Source organism: uncultured Ruminococcus sp., from assembly GCF_934476685.1.
Classification (GTDB): domain Bacteria; phylum Bacillota; class Clostridia; order Oscillospirales; family Ruminococcaceae; genus Hominimerdicola.
Map to the genome: position 1 here is coordinate 38,623 of NZ_CAKSNX010000011.1, position 14,693 is coordinate 53,315.

General features: G+C 43.1%; 15 protein-coding genes and 2 tRNA genes. 8 read left to right on the forward strand and 9 right to left on the reverse strand.

The genetic code is table 11. From position 1 onward, the window contains the following. Positions 1-192: 192 nt before the first annotated feature. The 6 genes from Q0E19_RS09895 (at position 193) to Q0E19_RS09920 (ending at position 7,231) form a co-directional block, all read left to right on the forward strand. Positions 193-1,038, forward strand: coding sequence for a glycosyltransferase (locus tag Q0E19_RS09895; protein WP_294409312.1), 846 nt, complete (start codon positions 193-195; stop codon positions 1,036-1,038). Positions 1,039-1,259: 221 nt separating this feature from the next. Then, positions 1,260-2,924: a glycosyl hydrolase gene (locus Q0E19_RS09900; protein WP_294409314.1), complete on the forward strand. Its 1,665-nt coding sequence runs from the start codon at positions 1,260-1,262 to the stop codon at positions 2,922-2,924. A 140-nt stretch (positions 2,925-3,064) separates the two neighbouring features. Further along, positions 3,065-3,832, forward strand: coding sequence for an N-acetylmuramoyl-L-alanine amidase (locus Q0E19_RS09905; protein WP_294409315.1), 768 nt, complete (start codon positions 3,065-3,067; stop codon positions 3,830-3,832). 280 nt (positions 3,833-4,112) lie between these two features. Continuing rightward, positions 4,113-4,460, forward strand: coding sequence for an Asp23/Gls24 family envelope stress response protein (locus Q0E19_RS09910; RefSeq protein WP_294409317.1), 348 nt, complete (start codon positions 4,113-4,115; stop codon positions 4,458-4,460). Positions 4,461-4,497: 37 nt separating this feature from the next. Beyond that, entirely contained in the window at positions 4,498-6,132 is a 1,635-nt protein-coding gene (locus Q0E19_RS09915; protein ID WP_294409318.1) for a DAK2 domain-containing protein, read from the forward strand. A gap of 340 nt (positions 6,133-6,472) precedes the next feature. Beyond that, positions 6,473-7,231: an SDR family oxidoreductase gene (locus Q0E19_RS09920; RefSeq protein WP_294409319.1), complete on the forward strand. Its 759-nt coding sequence runs from the start codon at positions 6,473-6,475 to the stop codon at positions 7,229-7,231. 73 nt (positions 7,232-7,304) lie between these two features. Here the strand turns inward: Q0E19_RS09920 and Q0E19_RS09925 are convergent, their stop codons facing one another. Genes Q0E19_RS09925 through Q0E19_RS09940 form a run of 4 tightly spaced genes read right to left on the reverse strand, consistent with a single transcriptional unit; the run spans position 7,305 to position 9,393 of the window. Beyond that, on the reverse strand, positions 7,305-7,487 hold the full coding sequence (locus tag Q0E19_RS09925) for a PspC domain-containing protein (RefSeq protein ID WP_294409320.1): 183 nt from the start codon (positions 7,485-7,487) through the stop codon (positions 7,305-7,307). Between the two features lie 40 nt (positions 7,488-7,527). Continuing rightward, positions 7,528-8,370 carry a DUF4097 family beta strand repeat-containing protein gene (locus Q0E19_RS09930; protein ID WP_294409321.1) on the reverse strand — a complete coding sequence of 281 codons (843 nt, stop codon included), beginning with the start codon at positions 8,368-8,370 and terminating at the stop codon, positions 7,528-7,530. Then, positions 8,363-9,076, reverse strand: coding sequence for a hypothetical protein (locus Q0E19_RS09935; protein ID WP_294409322.1), 714 nt, complete (start codon positions 9,074-9,076; stop codon positions 8,363-8,365). Before Q0E19_RS09935 ends, Q0E19_RS09930 begins: the two co-directional genes overlap by 8 nt. Next, a complete protein-coding gene (locus tag Q0E19_RS09940) occupies positions 9,073-9,393 on the reverse strand; it encodes a PadR family transcriptional regulator (RefSeq protein ID WP_294409323.1) in 321 nt (106 codons plus the stop codon). Before Q0E19_RS09940 ends, Q0E19_RS09935 begins: the two co-directional genes overlap by 4 nt. A gap of 277 nt (positions 9,394-9,670) precedes the next feature. On the opposite strand from Q0E19_RS09940, the gene Q0E19_RS09945 reads away from it, so the two are divergent. Next, a tRNA-Thr gene (locus Q0E19_RS09945) sits at positions 9,671-9,746 on the forward strand. 188 nt (positions 9,747-9,934) lie between these two features. After that, a tRNA-Leu gene (locus Q0E19_RS09950) sits at positions 9,935-10,021 on the forward strand. Between the two features lie 257 nt (positions 10,022-10,278). Here Q0E19_RS09950 and Q0E19_RS09955 read toward each other — a convergent pair. The 5 genes from Q0E19_RS09955 to Q0E19_RS09975 all read right to left on the reverse strand — a co-directional run bounded on the left by Q0E19_RS09955 (position 10,279) and on the right by Q0E19_RS09975 (position 14,118). Further along, positions 10,279-11,460 carry a tyrosine-type recombinase/integrase gene (locus Q0E19_RS09955; protein ID WP_294409324.1) on the reverse strand — a complete coding sequence of 394 codons (1,182 nt, stop codon included), beginning with the start codon at positions 11,458-11,460 and terminating at the stop codon, positions 10,279-10,281. Positions 11,461-11,751: 291 nt separating this feature from the next. Then, positions 11,752-11,970 (reverse strand): helix-turn-helix domain-containing protein, encoded by a 219-nt coding sequence (locus tag Q0E19_RS09960; protein ID WP_294409325.1) that lies wholly within the window; start codon positions 11,968-11,970, stop codon positions 11,752-11,754. Positions 11,971-12,357: 387 nt separating this feature from the next. Continuing rightward, a complete protein-coding gene (locus tag Q0E19_RS09965) occupies positions 12,358-12,789 on the reverse strand; it encodes a hypothetical protein (protein ID WP_294409326.1) in 432 nt (143 codons plus the stop codon). Continuing rightward, entirely contained in the window at positions 12,789-13,283 is a 495-nt protein-coding gene (locus Q0E19_RS09970) for a helix-turn-helix transcriptional regulator (RefSeq protein ID WP_294409327.1), read from the reverse strand. The genes Q0E19_RS09965 and Q0E19_RS09970 overlap by 1 nt, the downstream gene beginning before the upstream one ends. 544 nt (positions 13,284-13,827) lie before the next feature. Beyond that, on the reverse strand, positions 13,828-14,118 hold the full coding sequence (locus tag Q0E19_RS09975; RefSeq protein ID WP_294409328.1) for a hypothetical protein: 291 nt from the start codon (positions 14,116-14,118) through the stop codon (positions 13,828-13,830). Between the last annotated feature and the right edge of the window lie 575 nt (positions 14,119-14,693).

Sequence of the window (14,693 nt, forward strand, 5' to 3'; positions counted from 1 at the left end):
AATTTAGCAGATAAGCAGAGCAAAACCTTTCAGCAGTATAGGTTTTGCTCTTTTTCTTTGCATGATATGGAAAATATGAACCGTGTGCAGAAAAATGATTGACATTGTACAGCGATTATGGTAAAATTAAAGTGAATAATTGTGCAATATAGCAAACTAAAGCTTTCATGTGTTGAGAAAGGAGGAGTTTCGTTGGGTAAACAAATAGGTAAATACGATCTGCCGAAATACAGCGTTCTTATGTCCGTTTATGATAAGGAACTTCCCGAAAATCTCAACGAGAGCTTAGAGTCTATGCTTATGCAGACCTACCCGCCGTCGGACTTTGTGCTTGTCTGCGACGGAAAGCTGACAAATGAACTTAATATCATAGTTAAATCCTTTGAAAATGAGTTTAAAAATATATTCAGAATAGTGCGGATAGATGAAAATGTCGGACCCGGCAAAGCGCTTAATGAGGGAATAAAAGCCTGTAAATATGAGTATATAGTGCGAATGGACAGCGACGATATATCTATGCCGAACCGATGTCTTAAACAAATGCTGCTTTTCGCCGTCAAGCCTAAGCTTGATATCATCGGCACTTATGTCGAGGAATTTGAGGACGAAACGGACAAGACGATGTGCGTTAAAAAAGTTCCAATAATGCAGAAAAATATCGTTGAATACTCAAAGAGAAGAAATCCTTTCAACCGCCAGTCGGTGGCTTTACGCAAGAGTACAGCGGAAGAGGTGGGCGGTTACAGCGACCTTAAATTGTGCGAGGACTATGAGTTTGCGGCAAGAATGCTTGCGGCAGGGGCAGTGGGACAGAATATTCCAGAGGTGCTGGTGAGATACCGTGTGGATAAAAATACGCCCGAAATACGCAAAAGCTGGAAACGCACAAAGGCTTTCATCAAGGTAAGGTGGATGATCTTCCTGTCGGGGTATACAAGCTTCCGTGACTTTTTCCCGCCGTGCGCACTTCAGCTTGGACTTTTTATCCTGCCGAGAAAGTTCACGAGATGGGTCTATACAACTTTTCTGAGAGGTTAAAAACAGACTGTATCCGATTAAAAAAGTGAACACGGTTATAAGGATTTTAACGGTAATCGTTATCAAATTTGAACTTGCTGTAAATCATTTCTTATGGCTATTGACTTTGTATTTTATTGTGATATCATATATTTGTAAACGTAAGCAAAGGATAGATTATTAAAATCTGAACCTTTGCCGCACAGACTGAAACTATAAGTTAAAAGGAGAAAATTAAAAGAATGAAAAGATTTATGAAACGTATGCTGGCAGGCTGTATGGCGTTTTCCATGACAGCGGCTGCTGTCGGATGTGCAAACGACGGATCTGATTCAGGATCTTCAAATGCATCATCAGGGGATTCTTCCTCAGAGGCGGAGGCTGAACCGGTTGTGGAAAGTATAGGAAACCTTGACCTTTCGGACGTTACAACAGAATATGATGTTCCGGAGGATTTCTCATTTGAATCTGAGGCTGAAAAAGGCACTCTTTCGGGAAATGCCGCTACATATGACAAGGCTTTTCTCGGCGACTTTTCAGGTGACGGATTTGTTGGTATCGACGGCGAAGGCGACGAAGTTGACTTTGAAGTTGAGATACCTGCAAAGGGCAGCTATAATATAATTTTAACAATGGCAGGCGACTCAGAGGGACTGTCGAACCTTATCACGGTAGACGGCAGCGTAGCGTCAGCTTTCAAAAGCACCTCTACAAAGTTTGCTGAAACCACTGCTGAAAATGTGCTTATCGACGAAGGAACGCACACTGTCGGCATAAAGGGCGACAAGGGACATATCTTTATCGATAGCATAAAGATCGTTCCTGCTCCTGCGATAGACCTTTCACAGTATGATGTTACAAAGGAGCTTTGCAATCCGAACGCTTCCGACAGAACAAAAAGACTGTACAACTTCCTGACGGACGTTTACGGCAAGTATGTTATATCAGGTCAGTTCTCAGGAAACAATGACGGCAAGGATTCAAGAGAATTTAAGGAAATAAAGAAAAATCTCGATAAAGTACCTGTTATCCTCGGACTTGATGTTGGAAATCTGGGACTTTCCGCAACAGGCAACGGCGCAGGCGGCGGAGATATGGTGCCGATACAGGCGATAGACTGGTACACAAACGAAAACGGAATAGTTTCACTCTGCTGGCACTGGCTCGCTCCTACCGAATACCTTAAAGCGAACGGTCAGCCATGGTGGAGAGGATTTTACAGCGACAGCACTTCATTTGACCTTGCAAAGGCTATGAACGGCGAGGATCAGGCAGGTTATGACGCTATCGTAGCTGAGCTTGACAACATGGCTCAGCAGCTTAAGATCATTGCAGACGCAGATGTTCCGATACTCTGGCGTCCGCTCCACGAGGCAGCAGGAGATCCGAACTATCCGGGCAACGCATGGTTCTGGTGGGGTTCAGCAGGAAAGGACGCATACCTCAAGCTCTGGCAGCTGATGTATGACAAGTTCACAAATGAATACGGACTTAATAACCTTATATGGGTATGGAACGGTCAGAATCCTGACTGGTATCCGGGCGATGAATACTGCGATATCATCGGCTATGACTGCTACCCAGCCGAGCATGACAGTTCTTCACAGAAGGATTATTATGATCTTATGAAGACCTGCTCACCGACACAGAGCAAGATCATTGCTATGACAGAGAACGGTGCAATATTCGACCCTGACGTTTGCTTTAATGACGGCTCACGCTGGGCATGGTTCTCAACATGGAACGGAGAATTTACTCTTAAGGATATGCAGCTTTCAGATCAGTACACTACATTCGATATGTGGAATAAAATATACAACAGCGAGAGAGTGCTGACACAGGACGAGATGCCTGATCTTAAGTGCTATCCGCTGGATACAGAAGCTTTCCTTGCATCAAACCAGTAAGCAAAGCAGAATAAAATAATCAGCTGACCGCTCTGCACTGAAAATGTGCGGAGCGGTCATTTTTTTCACATTTGCATATTTTACTGAGGTCGGACATATTTTTAGAAAGAGATCTGACAAGCTGATACGGAGGGAAGAGTATGCATAAAATATCAGAAACAATAGTAAACAACAGCAGCGTTAAAAGCGTACTGAAAAAGACCGCAGGGGTGCTTTGCACAGCCGCCTTTGCAGGGGGAGTGCTTTTTCTATGGAGCTTTATGGGCAGCAGAGAGGCGGTAATGACTAATGCAGCAGCAGTTTCATCGAGGACAAGGCAGATAGTCGTTGTAGACGCAGGTCACGGAGGTGAGGACGGCGGTTGTGTTTCGGTGGACGGAACAGCTGAAAAGGGGATAAACCTTTCCATAGCCTGCTGTGAAAGAGATCTTCTGAATGTAATGGGTTTTGAACCTGTTATGACGAGGGACAAAGATGCTGCGATATATGATAAAGGGGTAAAAGGTCTTTCAAAGCAGAAAAAATCGGATATGGACAACAGACTGAAAATTTTCAGCGGATATGAAAATGGGATATCCATATCTATTCACCAAAATCAGTTCACAGACAGCAAATACAGCGGAGCGCAGATGTTCTACTCTGAGAAAAATTCGGGCGGTGAAAGACTTGCCTCAGCTATGCAGAAACAGTTCGTTTCACTTTTGCAGCCTGAGAATACAAGGGAAACAAAGCCGGTGGGTGATGAACTTTTCCTGCTCAACAATACTGAAAGTCCTGCGGTAATGATAGAATGCGGATTTTTGTCTAATCCTGATGAGGCGGCAAAGCTGGAGTCAGAGGAGTATCAGAAACAGGTGGCTTTTACCGTACTTACAGGTATATTTGAGTTTACGGGAGAAGAAAATTAGGCAGATCATATCAGCATAACCGTTTCAAAAGGCAGCCGCATGGAAAAATGTGACTGCCTTTTGCACTTTTTTGATGTTTCTGGTAAGTTAAAACTAACTAAAAGTTCAGTTTTGTCAAATATTTAATACTAAACACTTGAAATAGTCCGTCTGTTGTGGTATAATGTAATATATTTTTATGAACGGTCATCGGCTCATTGGACTGTGTTAAGTTCATTGAACGGTTTCAAGTTCATTGGGATCATTCCCGTCATTCTGACTTTACAGAGGAGGCGTTCTGATGATAAAAATAAAAAATCATCTTGGTACGATAGGTATATCAACTGCATATCTCAGACAGCTTATTTCCAATACGGCGGAAAGCTGTTTCGGTGTTTCCGGTCTTAACGCCTACGGCGCTAAACAGGGCGTTTATGCTATGCTGAAGAAGGAGAACACGACTAAGGGCGTTATTATCCGTCAGGACGGTGATGAACTTGTGGTCGATCTGCATATCACCGTAAATTACGGCGTTAATGTGGGTGCTATCGTTGACAGCATTATTCACAAGGTCAATTTCGTACTCAGCGAGCAGGCAGGAGTGCCTGTTAAGTCCGTCAATGTTTTCGTTGATGAAATGACAAGCTGATCTTTAGATAGTTTTTGAGTTTAGGAGGAAAAAACAAGTGATAAACGGAAGTTTGCTCCGCAGTGCATTTATAAGCGCTGCACACAGCATTGCAAATAAAAAGAAATCTGTTGACGAACTCAACGTTTTCCCTGTGCCTGACGGCGATACAGGTACAAATATGTCCATGACCATAGGAAATTCGCTGGCTGAGCTTGAAAATCTGAGCAGCGACGCTCCATGCTCCACAGTATCCCAAACTATGGCGTCATGCCTGCTGAGAGGTGCAAGGGGAAATTCGGGAGTTATCCTGTCGCTTATTTTCAGAGGCTTTGCAAAGGCTTTGCAGGGTAAGACAGAGATGACGGCAGAGGATCTTGTAAATGCGCTGGAGCTTGGCGTCCAGGGTGCATACAAGTCAGTTATGAAGCCTACTGAGGGTACTATCCTCACAGTTGCAAGGGAGTCTGCTGAAAAGGCAAGGGAGATACTGCATACGACAAACGATCCGACGGCTATAATGACGGACGTATGTATTCAGGCTAAGCTTTCCCTTGACGAAACACCTAAGCTGCTGCCTGCACTTGCTAAGGCCGGAGTTGTTGACGCAGGCGGAATGGGACTGCTCATTATCTTTGAGGCTATGAGAGATGTTTTCAACGGCGGAAGCATTGTTCCGCTCAACGATCCTGAGGGTGCAAAGACTGTAACGGTAGAGAATTTTGCATCAACTGTCGGTCAGTATGATGCTGAGATACATTTCACATACTGCACAGAAATGCTTATCACAAAAAAGCAGGGCTGCGACGATCCTGCAAAGCTGAGAGCATACCTTGAAACTATCGGCGACTGCGTTGTTGTGGTTGAGGACGATGAGATAATAAAGGTACACGTTCATACGAATAATCCGGGAAAGGCTATTGAAAAAGGTCTTGAATTCGGTTATATCAACCTGCCGAAGATAGAGAATATGAAGCTTCAGCATGAGGCAAAGCAGAAACAGTCAAAGCGGGAATTTACACCTGCAAAGCCTGAAAAGGAATTTGGTTTTGTTGCTGTTGCGGCAGGAAAGGGAATAGAAGCAATGTTCCGTGACGCAGGCGCAGACTGTATCGTTCAGGGCGGACAGACTATGAACCCTTCCACAGAAGATCTGCTGGCGGCAATAATGTCCTGTCCTGCGGAAACTGTTTTCGTTCTTCCTAATAACAAGAATATAATAATGGCTGCGGAGCAGGCTGTAAAGCTTGCAGACAGAAGGGTATGCGTTCTTCAGACAAGAACTATCCCACAGGGAATGGCTGCAATGCTGGCATTTGATCCTGATGCAGATTTCAACACCAACAGACTTGAAATGACCAATGCACTTGAACACGTTTCAACAGGTCAGATCACATTTGCCGCAAGGGATTCAGACTTTGAGGGACATTCCATAAAGCAGGGCGAGATACTTGCTCTCGACAACGGCAAGCTTTCATTTGTCGAAAAGGATCTTGCAAAGGCAGCATACAAGCTTACAAAGAGATTGGTAAAGGGCGACAGCTCATTCGTTACTATCCTGTATGGTTCAGATGTTACTGACGATGCGGCAGAGGCTTTTAGCAAGCAGGTATCTTCAAAGTTCTCGAACGTTGAAGTAAACCTTATCAACGGCGGACAGCCTGTATACTACTACATCATTTCAGTAGAATAAAGATCAAAGACCGATGAAGCGTAAAAACGAACTTCATCGGTCTTTTTGTATGTGCTGTATTTATTTTGTCATATAGGTTTGCTTACATTTTTCTGTATAGATGTCAGCGGGACTTGCTCTCGCCAATTAGGTATATAATTAACAGAGATTAGATATAGTTATTTATAAACTGCGTTTTGCCAGTCGTGAATATGATCATAATAGCTGGGCAAGGAACAGGCGATCATCGATACTGCAAATGGGATACCACGCTCTTGACATCTGTTTGGAAATATTGTATAATAAAATTATAGAATAGATGTTTACTTATGTAAACTTTACACAAGGAGGAATATGTATAATGGATCGTTTAAAAGGTAAAGTAGCCGTCATCACAGGCGGAAATTCAGGAGTAGGCGCAGCAACAGCTAAACTTTTCGCAGCAGAAGGTGCGACAGTTGTTATTACTGCGAGAAGAAAAGAGGCATTGGACAATGTTGCCGCAGAGATCACCGCAGCAGGCGGAACGGTCCTTGCTGTTCCTACGGATATATCCAAGGGTGAGGATTCTGAAAGGCTCATGGATACGGTAATGGAGAAGTTCGGCAAGATAGATGTTCTTGTAAACAATGCAGGAATACTTGAAGAAGGGTTAAAGCCTATCGACCGTTTCACAGACGAGGATCTCGACCGCATAGTTGAAACCAATCAGAAAGGCACAATGAAGGTAATGCGTGCCGCAACAAAGAGAATGAAGGCTGGTTCTTCAGTAGTGAACGTAGCGTCAGTTGCAGGTGCGATGGGCTGCGGCGGAGCGGCATATGTTTCTTCAAAGGCGGCTATAATCGGCGTTACAAAACACGCAGCTCTGAGATTCCAGAAAGACTATATCCGTTTCAACGCAGTTTGTCCTGGAACTATCGTAACACCTATGGTAGCGGGAATGAATGCTGCAAATCTTGACAAGGATATGTTCGGCGCAATGATGACTCACAACGATCTCAAGGCTCAGCCTTGTATGCCTGAGGACGTAGCAAATATATTGCTTTTCCTTGCAAGTGACGAGTCAAGAGCTATCACGGGACAGATACTCATAACTGATTTCGGCAGCACACTCTGATATTTTTGATAAGCAAAAATCCTCTGACTATGTGTCGGAGGATTTTTTTTGTCAATATATCCGTTATATTTTGTTATGCCTCTGGGAGGATAATAGCGGCTACGATATATGCTATAACTCCCACTCCGCTGCAGCAGCCGAGTATAACTGTGCCTATACGAACAACATTTACATCAACGTTGAAATATTCTGCTATACCGTTGCATACGCCGCAGATAATGCTGCCCTGTCTTATCTTGTATAATGTTTTTCTCATAAGGATCGTCCTTTCTGTGTTATATAGTTTTTTATAAATTTTATTCTCCGAAATTGATATCCACGCTGCCTATTCCGCTGTCGATATCTATGGTGTAGAGTGCGTCGGAGGAACGTTTTTTATTCTTTCTGTTCTTTGGTGTGTAATCACCATCAAAGCTGAAATCACTTTCGGGATTTGTAAGGCTGAATTTGCAATCGCCTACTCCGCAGTCAGCTTTGATATCGCCGTTTATTGTACCGCTGAAACTGAAATCTCCTACACCGAGATCAGCGTCTATGCCGCCTGCGGTGCAGTCTAATATATATGCATTGCCAACGCCCATATCGATATCAAGGTCATTTTCAAATGTGCAGTCGGATATTGTGCAGTTGCCTGCGCCCAGATCAAATTCGCCGTTCTTACAGATCAGACCGCTTATTTCGTTATCGCCTGCTCCGATGTCAAAGCTGAATTTTCTGTAAGTTTTTTCGGGGAGATATATTGTAAGCTCGCCTATCGTATCAGAATTGAACCCGAAGTTTATCCCATTTACACCCATAACACTCAGCTCAGCTTTTGGTGTTACCTCAAAAGTGTCACCGTCAGCGGAAAATGTGTATACGTCGGGGATATTTGTTCCTTTTACATAAATGTAATTATCATTGCTTGGTTCGATATTTATATTGCCTGCGGCATATTCAATATCTATTGCGGAGATATCATCAGCGGCAAATGATTCATTCACATCAACAGTTGAGAAATAATGTTCAATGCCGTTCTTTTTCGCCAGAACTATTCCTATCGTCAGCAAAACTGCACCGATCACGATAAAAATTATCCACAATACAGGAAGCTTGCTTCTTGCAGGTATCTTGTCGCCTGCTGCATCATACTTAGCCATTCGCTCTCACACCTCCGATATTGAAAATTTTTCTTATAAGTCCGATAATGCCGTTTACAAGACCTACTGCGCCCTTGAAAATAAGCTTTGCGATAGGGCATACTATAAGTCCGAAAAGTCCTATGGCAATAAGTCCGCAGCCAAGAAGTGCGATACCTATCGGCGGAACATAGAATATAGAAACGATACCGCCAATGGTAAGTCCGAAACCGATGGCAGCAAGTGCAACGACAAGTGCTGCGCCCACCGCAAATATCGACGCTGCTATTGCAAATATCACCGCAGCGCAGGGCAGCCATATAGGGAAAGTAAGAAGTATAACGAGCAGTTTAACAAGGTTATTTTTTGCATTCCCGCTGTTTCCTGCGTTGATCGTTCCGTTGTATCCGCCGTAATTATATTGATATCCGTTTTGTGCCGTGTTCTGTTCTGTGTTGCCTGTATTGCCGTGATTTTCAAAAGGCTCTTTTACGTCCTCCATCTGGAACTCAGGTTCGCCGTCTGCGTGGATACCGTTTTCAATAAGTATCTCCCTTGCAAGCTCCTTAGGCGAGCCGAGATTTTTGGCAGTCTGTTCCTCATTGTCTTTTCCTGCGTCGAGAAAGATCTCTTCATAATAGCGGAGAGCTTCATCTATTTCACTTTTCTGAAGTCCTCCCTGTTCAAGGCTGTATCTTAATTCTGTAAGAAAATCAAGCCTGTTCATATATCCTCACCCTCATTCAATAAAATACTGTCTACCTTCATTTTATGAACTTTCCATTGTTCTCTGTAATCTTTCAATGCCGCTGTGCCTTGCGGAGTAACGTGGTAATATCTTCTGTTCCTGCCCATATACTCTTTATCGTAGGTTTCGAGAAGTTCATTTTTCTGAAGTCTTCTCAGCACAGGATAAAGAGTGGATTCGGAAACATCGACCGCTTTTCTCAGATATTGCGTTATCTCATAGCCGTAGGTATCTTCCTTTTCGACTACCGACAGCACCATTGAGTCCAGCAGTCCTGCACTCACAGGAAATCCCATATGCAAACTCCTTTCTGCAAAAATATTCAATACTTTGCTTTGGTATATTTAGTATAAATAATATTATATCGTTGTATATATTATACGTCATATAATATTATTTGTCAATACAATATTATAGATTTATACACACTGCATAAATTCGTTGGCAATGATTTTACGATATTGCACAGTAAGACACAAAAAATAGGCAGCATAAACCGATAATGAGGTGTGATGCGTCCTTTGTACTTGACAAAACGGGAGTAATGGTGTATAATAACATAGTTAATTAATTGCTTGTGTAGCACAGCTGGTAGTGCAGCTCATTCGTAATGAGCAGGTCGCAGGTTCGAATCCCGTCACAAGCTCCACCGCAAAGGCGGTCCGAAGTTTGCCCTCTGATCCATTTACATGGGTCGGAGGGTTTTGCTATGTCGGGCGGTGGTATATCTTTTTGGTATCAGCAAGAAATTATCCGATATCGGTTAAATGATATTCAGTGTCTTGACAAAACATTGCAGCTATGGTATAATAATTTTATTGGTTTGTAATTTTATATGCCGCTGTGGTGGAATAGGCAGACACAAGGGACTTAAAATCCCTCGGAGTAAAATCCGTACCGGTTCAAGTCCGGTTAGCGGCACCATCGAAAGAATGTCGATTTTACGGCATTCTTTTCTTATTTTCTGACTAATTTGGTAGAAAAGTTTCTTGTGAATGAGCGTTTTTCTACCGGATTTCTACCAAATTTTCTACCAAAATCGCTGCTTTTTTCAATTTCACTTTCATTTTTGGTCTTAGCACAAAAGATTTTTATCCCCCGTGTCAAGTTGACTTGATTAACTTTTTTTTACTTTTTTTATAATGCCGCCGTGGTAGAATGGGTAGACGATCGGCACACTATTATCGCAGGTTCTCAGGTTGAGGACTTGCGACTTTTTTGCCCTCAGAACCTTTGTCATGGATAGCCTGCTCCGTATCTGCACTGTCTCCACCCAACACTTTGGCGATAGTCTCCGCAGACTCCACTTTGGAATGAAAGTCGAGGTGACTATAAAAATTGGCTGTAACATTAAATGTTGAATGTCCGAGCCACTCCTGGATCGCCTTCATGGATACTCCGTTTGCAAGCAGCAGACTGGCACATGAATGACGAAGATCATGGAATCGAATGTGTTTGAGCTTATTTTTCTGAATGATGTACTTGAAGTGAGAAGTCACAAAGTTTGGCGTGATCAGCTTACCGAAGTTGTCACGGCACACAAAGCCGTCATATTCCCTGTCAAAGTCTTTACCGAGGAGCTTCGAATAGTATTCTTCAAGGGTTTTGCGTTCGATCAGCATCTGCTCAATATGAGGGATCAAGGGAAAAGTTCTTACACTGGACTCAGTTTTAAGCTGATTTTCGACAAAGATCATTTCTTTGCCGCTGCCATAAGTGCTGGAGACCTTACGGCGAACCGTGAGTTTCTTTTCTTTAAAGTTGACGGAATCCCACTTCAAACCGATAATCTCGCTCTTGCGAAGTCCGTAGTAGGCTGCAATATGTACCACAAGTTCAAGTCTGTCGCCCTTGAATACTTCAAAGAGCTGTTCCAACTCGTCCTTGTTGTAGAAATTGGCTTCAAACTTCTGGATCTTCGGGAGTTCAACCTTATCTGCAACGTTTATATCGAGCATATCCATTTTTACAGCATATTTTAGTGCTTTGTGGATATTGGCGTGGTAATGCTTTACAGAATTGCCCGAAAGACCGCTGTTGTACTTATCGTTATAGAACTGCTGAAGCTGTAAAGCTGTCAGGTTGCCGAGTAGAAGATGCGGATAACGCTCGTCAAAATAGTTTTTGATCCTGGTGATATAACGAGTGTAGCTCTGATGAGAGGTTCGGGCGAGTGTCGGTTTGATCGTTTCAAGCCAGTAGTCCAGAAATGCCGTGAACTCAAAACCTGTCTTGCATTCAGCATCATCACTGAGGATCTCCTCGCTGATTTCGGTCTTCTCCTTTTCCTCTGGAGCTTCCTTGACTTTTGTTAAGCTGCCTGTGAGAAACTCCTCATAGAACTTTGCTACAATGACGTTCACCTTTGCTGTCAGTGCTTTATAAGAACAGTCAGCAGGCAAATCGGTCGTGACCCATTTTCTCTTACGCTTGCCACTGTCGTCCTTGAAATCAAAGACAACATAGTTTTTGCCTTTCTTATCGGCAAAATGTACTTAAAAGGCAGACTTGCTTTCATTATATTATCCTCCTTATGTCGAAAGCGGTGGTCTGCGCGATTGACCTCATAACTCTATTGTAGCGCGAAACAAAGCCATTTGCAAGCGTTTTCCTACCACTTCTACTAAATTTGACACAAGGGACATTTCTACCGGTTATTTTTGTGCGCATTGCAGAACGAAATCTATAACCGTAACTTTTGCGACCTTGATCGTTCTACCACAAGGAATTTTTTTGAGTTGTCCTTCCTTGACAAGCTGATAAACCTTTTTCTTTCCATAGCCGAGAATTTCACATAAGTCCTTCACTTCCAGTAGCTCAGGATATTCGCTATACATATTCTTATATACAACTTCAAGCAGTATTGAATCCATAGGACATAACCTCCTTCCTGTCAGAAAAAGAAACTGAAAAAGCGTAGATGTTCCATATTCTATTGTCAAGATACAAAGTGCATCGTTGTCAGTTATTTTTATGCCTGATATTTGATGTACTGTTGGCAGCTCCCCCCTCAGATCGTCAGGAAGCTCCCGACAGCATATCAGCTGCCAAACAAAGCTAAGGGGACTGTGCGGCAAATGGAAAAAACGTACCGCCCCTTATCACAGAGGATAGTTATGTCAGCAAGTGATCCGTACCCTTATCAAACATCAGTGGTATGAACCCCTCTATATATCAACCGAGGATTTTGCAAAATCGGGAAGGTTTTTCCCATATTTCTGTCTCCAAAAAGAAAAAATCAGTGTTCTGCACATATTTATTCATTCATTTTCGTGCAAGATAATATACTCTTTGAGCTTCTGCTTTGCGATCTTGATTCGATAACGCACCACGTCAATGGACAAGCCGTATTTCTCAACGAGATACCACATCGTCACCTTGTCCTCTCTCAGAAAGTAATCCCGTATCAGCTCATACCCTTCAGGAAAATCCGATTTCAAAAGTTCTAAGGCATCAGGCAGATAGTCATGCCTGTTCCGGTGCCTGATCTGCTCCTGCTCTTCTTCCTCGCTTATGGGGATACTTGCAGGATCGGGATTCGCAGCGAGAACAGCGTCAAAATTGGGATAGATCAATCCGTTTTCTGCATCCCGCTCCTCAAGGTATCGTTCTTTTCGCAAGAGCTTGTTATACTCTTTCTCAATATTACGGGGAACATCATCGCCAAAGTGGACATACATAAATCTTCCCATTACACACTGTCCCCCTTAGCAGAGGTCAGGTGTGTAAGAGGTTTGGCATGGATTGCCTTCAACTGTTCATTGCAGGCTGTCAGCGTATAACGGTTATTGAACGCACAGCCGTCAAGATACGCCATGATGATGTTCTTATCTGCTTTTCTGAAATCCTGATAACATGGCAATGCATACATCAGGAGCGAAAACAAATAACGCTGCCTGCAAGGGTGAAGTCTGAGTGCGATACAGACCGCACAGAGGCAATCATACTGCATCTTTCTTTTCCCCGAAAGATACCGTGAGAGTGTAGAGGGAGCAATTCCTGTCAACCTTGCCAGCGTTTTCTGGCTTATATGGATCTCGTCTAAATACCGACATAATGCTAAGCAGAAGCTGTCCTTATGCTGCTCAACAAGATCATCAGTTCCGTAAACGTTAATTTCGTAGCTTTGCGGCTCCTCCTGTTCGCTAAATAATAGAATCTGAGGAGTATGTAAATCATTCATCATACTGGTTCCGTCCTTTCTGTCGGACGGAAATCAGCAAATGAACATAGTAAGCCTGTCATTCGGAATATACCCGTCCGACAATCAAACATTACTCGTCCATTCGATTGTTTGATGTTCAGTTTCCATACAGTGATCGAGTAGCCCCTGCGCAGTAAGGTTCACTGTTGGAGAAACGCACCGATGCGTTTTATATTATTATTATGAACTATTACAGCATAAAAAGCAACTTCTTGGCGTTCCCGTTCGGGAACACCCGATTTTTATAAAAGCCCCATTTTCCTGCACTTTTTGATAATGCACTGCTTGATAATGCACTACCAATCCAACATTTTCACCTAACTCATTCAAACCTCTGTCCCACTATTGAAAACTAACCCTTCGTGCAAAGCCATAGTGCGGCAACTTTTCACCAAAATTTCATCTTCCTATCACATTAGGCATAAGAAAAAGGACGGCCTGATCTGCTCAGACCGCCCTTTATGCCGAGAGGTTACAGCATAACACACTCAACTTCTATATCAGCACAAATAAATCCGCAAGGCGATCAGTGCAAAGCGTGATCAATTATCATCGTCCAGTACACCGTTATCACCCCTGAGAAACCCTTGTCGATCAAAGCGTAGTATGCCGTGTTATGTTCACGGTTATGCTTTACGATATGATTCCCCATAGCAGTCAGCCTGTCAAGATCACGGCGAATCGTTACGTTCTTCACCCTAGTCAGATTGCAGGCATTGGCGAGGTGTTCTTGTATTTTGCTGATCGATACATCGTGGTTCTCGTCTGTGTACCGTGACAGATAATCGTAGATGTATATAATTCTTTCATGATCCATTTTATTTTCCCTCCTGCAAAAGCTGAAAATCCCTGTTCTGAACTCCGTTTCAGAACAGGGATTTTTGTATTTTTCTTATCCCGTTCACGCATCGCCCTAAATGAAATTTTTTCTTCTGTCAGACAGCGATACGGACACAACCTGCTCTTAACATTTCACCATAATTATGCACGAGAATCAATCGGGTTAGGAAAAAAGCGGCATAACGTTCGGAATGCTGTATCACCAGCAAATTCGATCGTAAACTTTTTGTGAACTCTTGCAGATTTCTTTCCCGATTTTTCAAATATGGCGGTAGATAAGTGAGGGGGTATTGCAGCCGAAGTCGCAAAGCTCCAATTCCTCCAACTGAGAGAGGAAACTTTACAGAGCCAAAGGCTCAAATTGAAGTCGCGCACGAAGGGCGTGATTCAAACCTAGCAAGCTCGGTATCTCCGCATTACAATTTCTCAGAAATTGAATGTTCCGATACAATGCTTGCAAGAGGGACACCCCTTGACAATGCCAACAACTTAAGCGATATTGGCATTTACCCCGCATAAAAAATCAAATAGAATATTTGGGACAAAACACCT

Coding starts and splice junctions, on each gene's coding strand:
- Q0E19_RS09900 (WP_294409314.1), top strand. CDS start 1,260: ATGAAAAGATTTATGAAACGTATGCTGGCAGGCTGTATGGCGTTTTCC.
- Q0E19_RS09905 (WP_294409315.1), top strand. CDS start 3,065: ATGCATAAAATATCAGAAACAATAGTAAACAACAGCAGCGTTAAAAGC.
- Q0E19_RS09910 (WP_294409317.1), top strand. CDS start 4,113: ATGATAAAAATAAAAAATCATCTTGGTACGATAGGTATATCAACTGCA.
- Q0E19_RS09920 (WP_294409319.1), top strand. CDS start 6,473: ATGGATCGTTTAAAAGGTAAAGTAGCCGTCATCACAGGCGGAAATTCA.
- Q0E19_RS09925 (WP_294409320.1), bottom strand. CDS start 7,487: ATGAGAAAAACATTATACAAGATAAGACAGGGCAGCATTATCTGCGGC.
- Q0E19_RS09930 (WP_294409321.1), bottom strand. CDS start 8,370: ATGGCTAAGTATGATGCAGCAGGCGACAAGATACCTGCAAGAAGCAAG.
- Q0E19_RS09935 (WP_294409322.1), bottom strand. CDS start 9,076: ATGAACAGGCTTGATTTTCTTACAGAATTAAGATACAGCCTTGAACAG.
- Q0E19_RS09940 (WP_294409323.1), bottom strand. CDS start 9,393: ATGGGATTTCCTGTGAGTGCAGGACTGCTGGACTCAATGGTGCTGTCG.
- Q0E19_RS09960 (WP_294409325.1), bottom strand. CDS start 11,970: ATGGATTCAATACTGCTTGAAGTTGTATATAAGAATATGTATAGCGAA.
- Q0E19_RS09965 (WP_294409326.1), bottom strand. CDS start 12,789: ATGGGAAGATTTATGTATGTCCACTTTGGCGATGATGTTCCCCGTAAT.
- Q0E19_RS09970 (WP_294409327.1), bottom strand. CDS start 13,283: ATGATGAATGATTTACATACTCCTCAGATTCTATTATTTAGCGAACAG.
- Q0E19_RS09975 (WP_294409328.1), bottom strand. CDS start 14,118: ATGGATCATGAAAGAATTATATACATCTACGATTATCTGTCACGGTAC.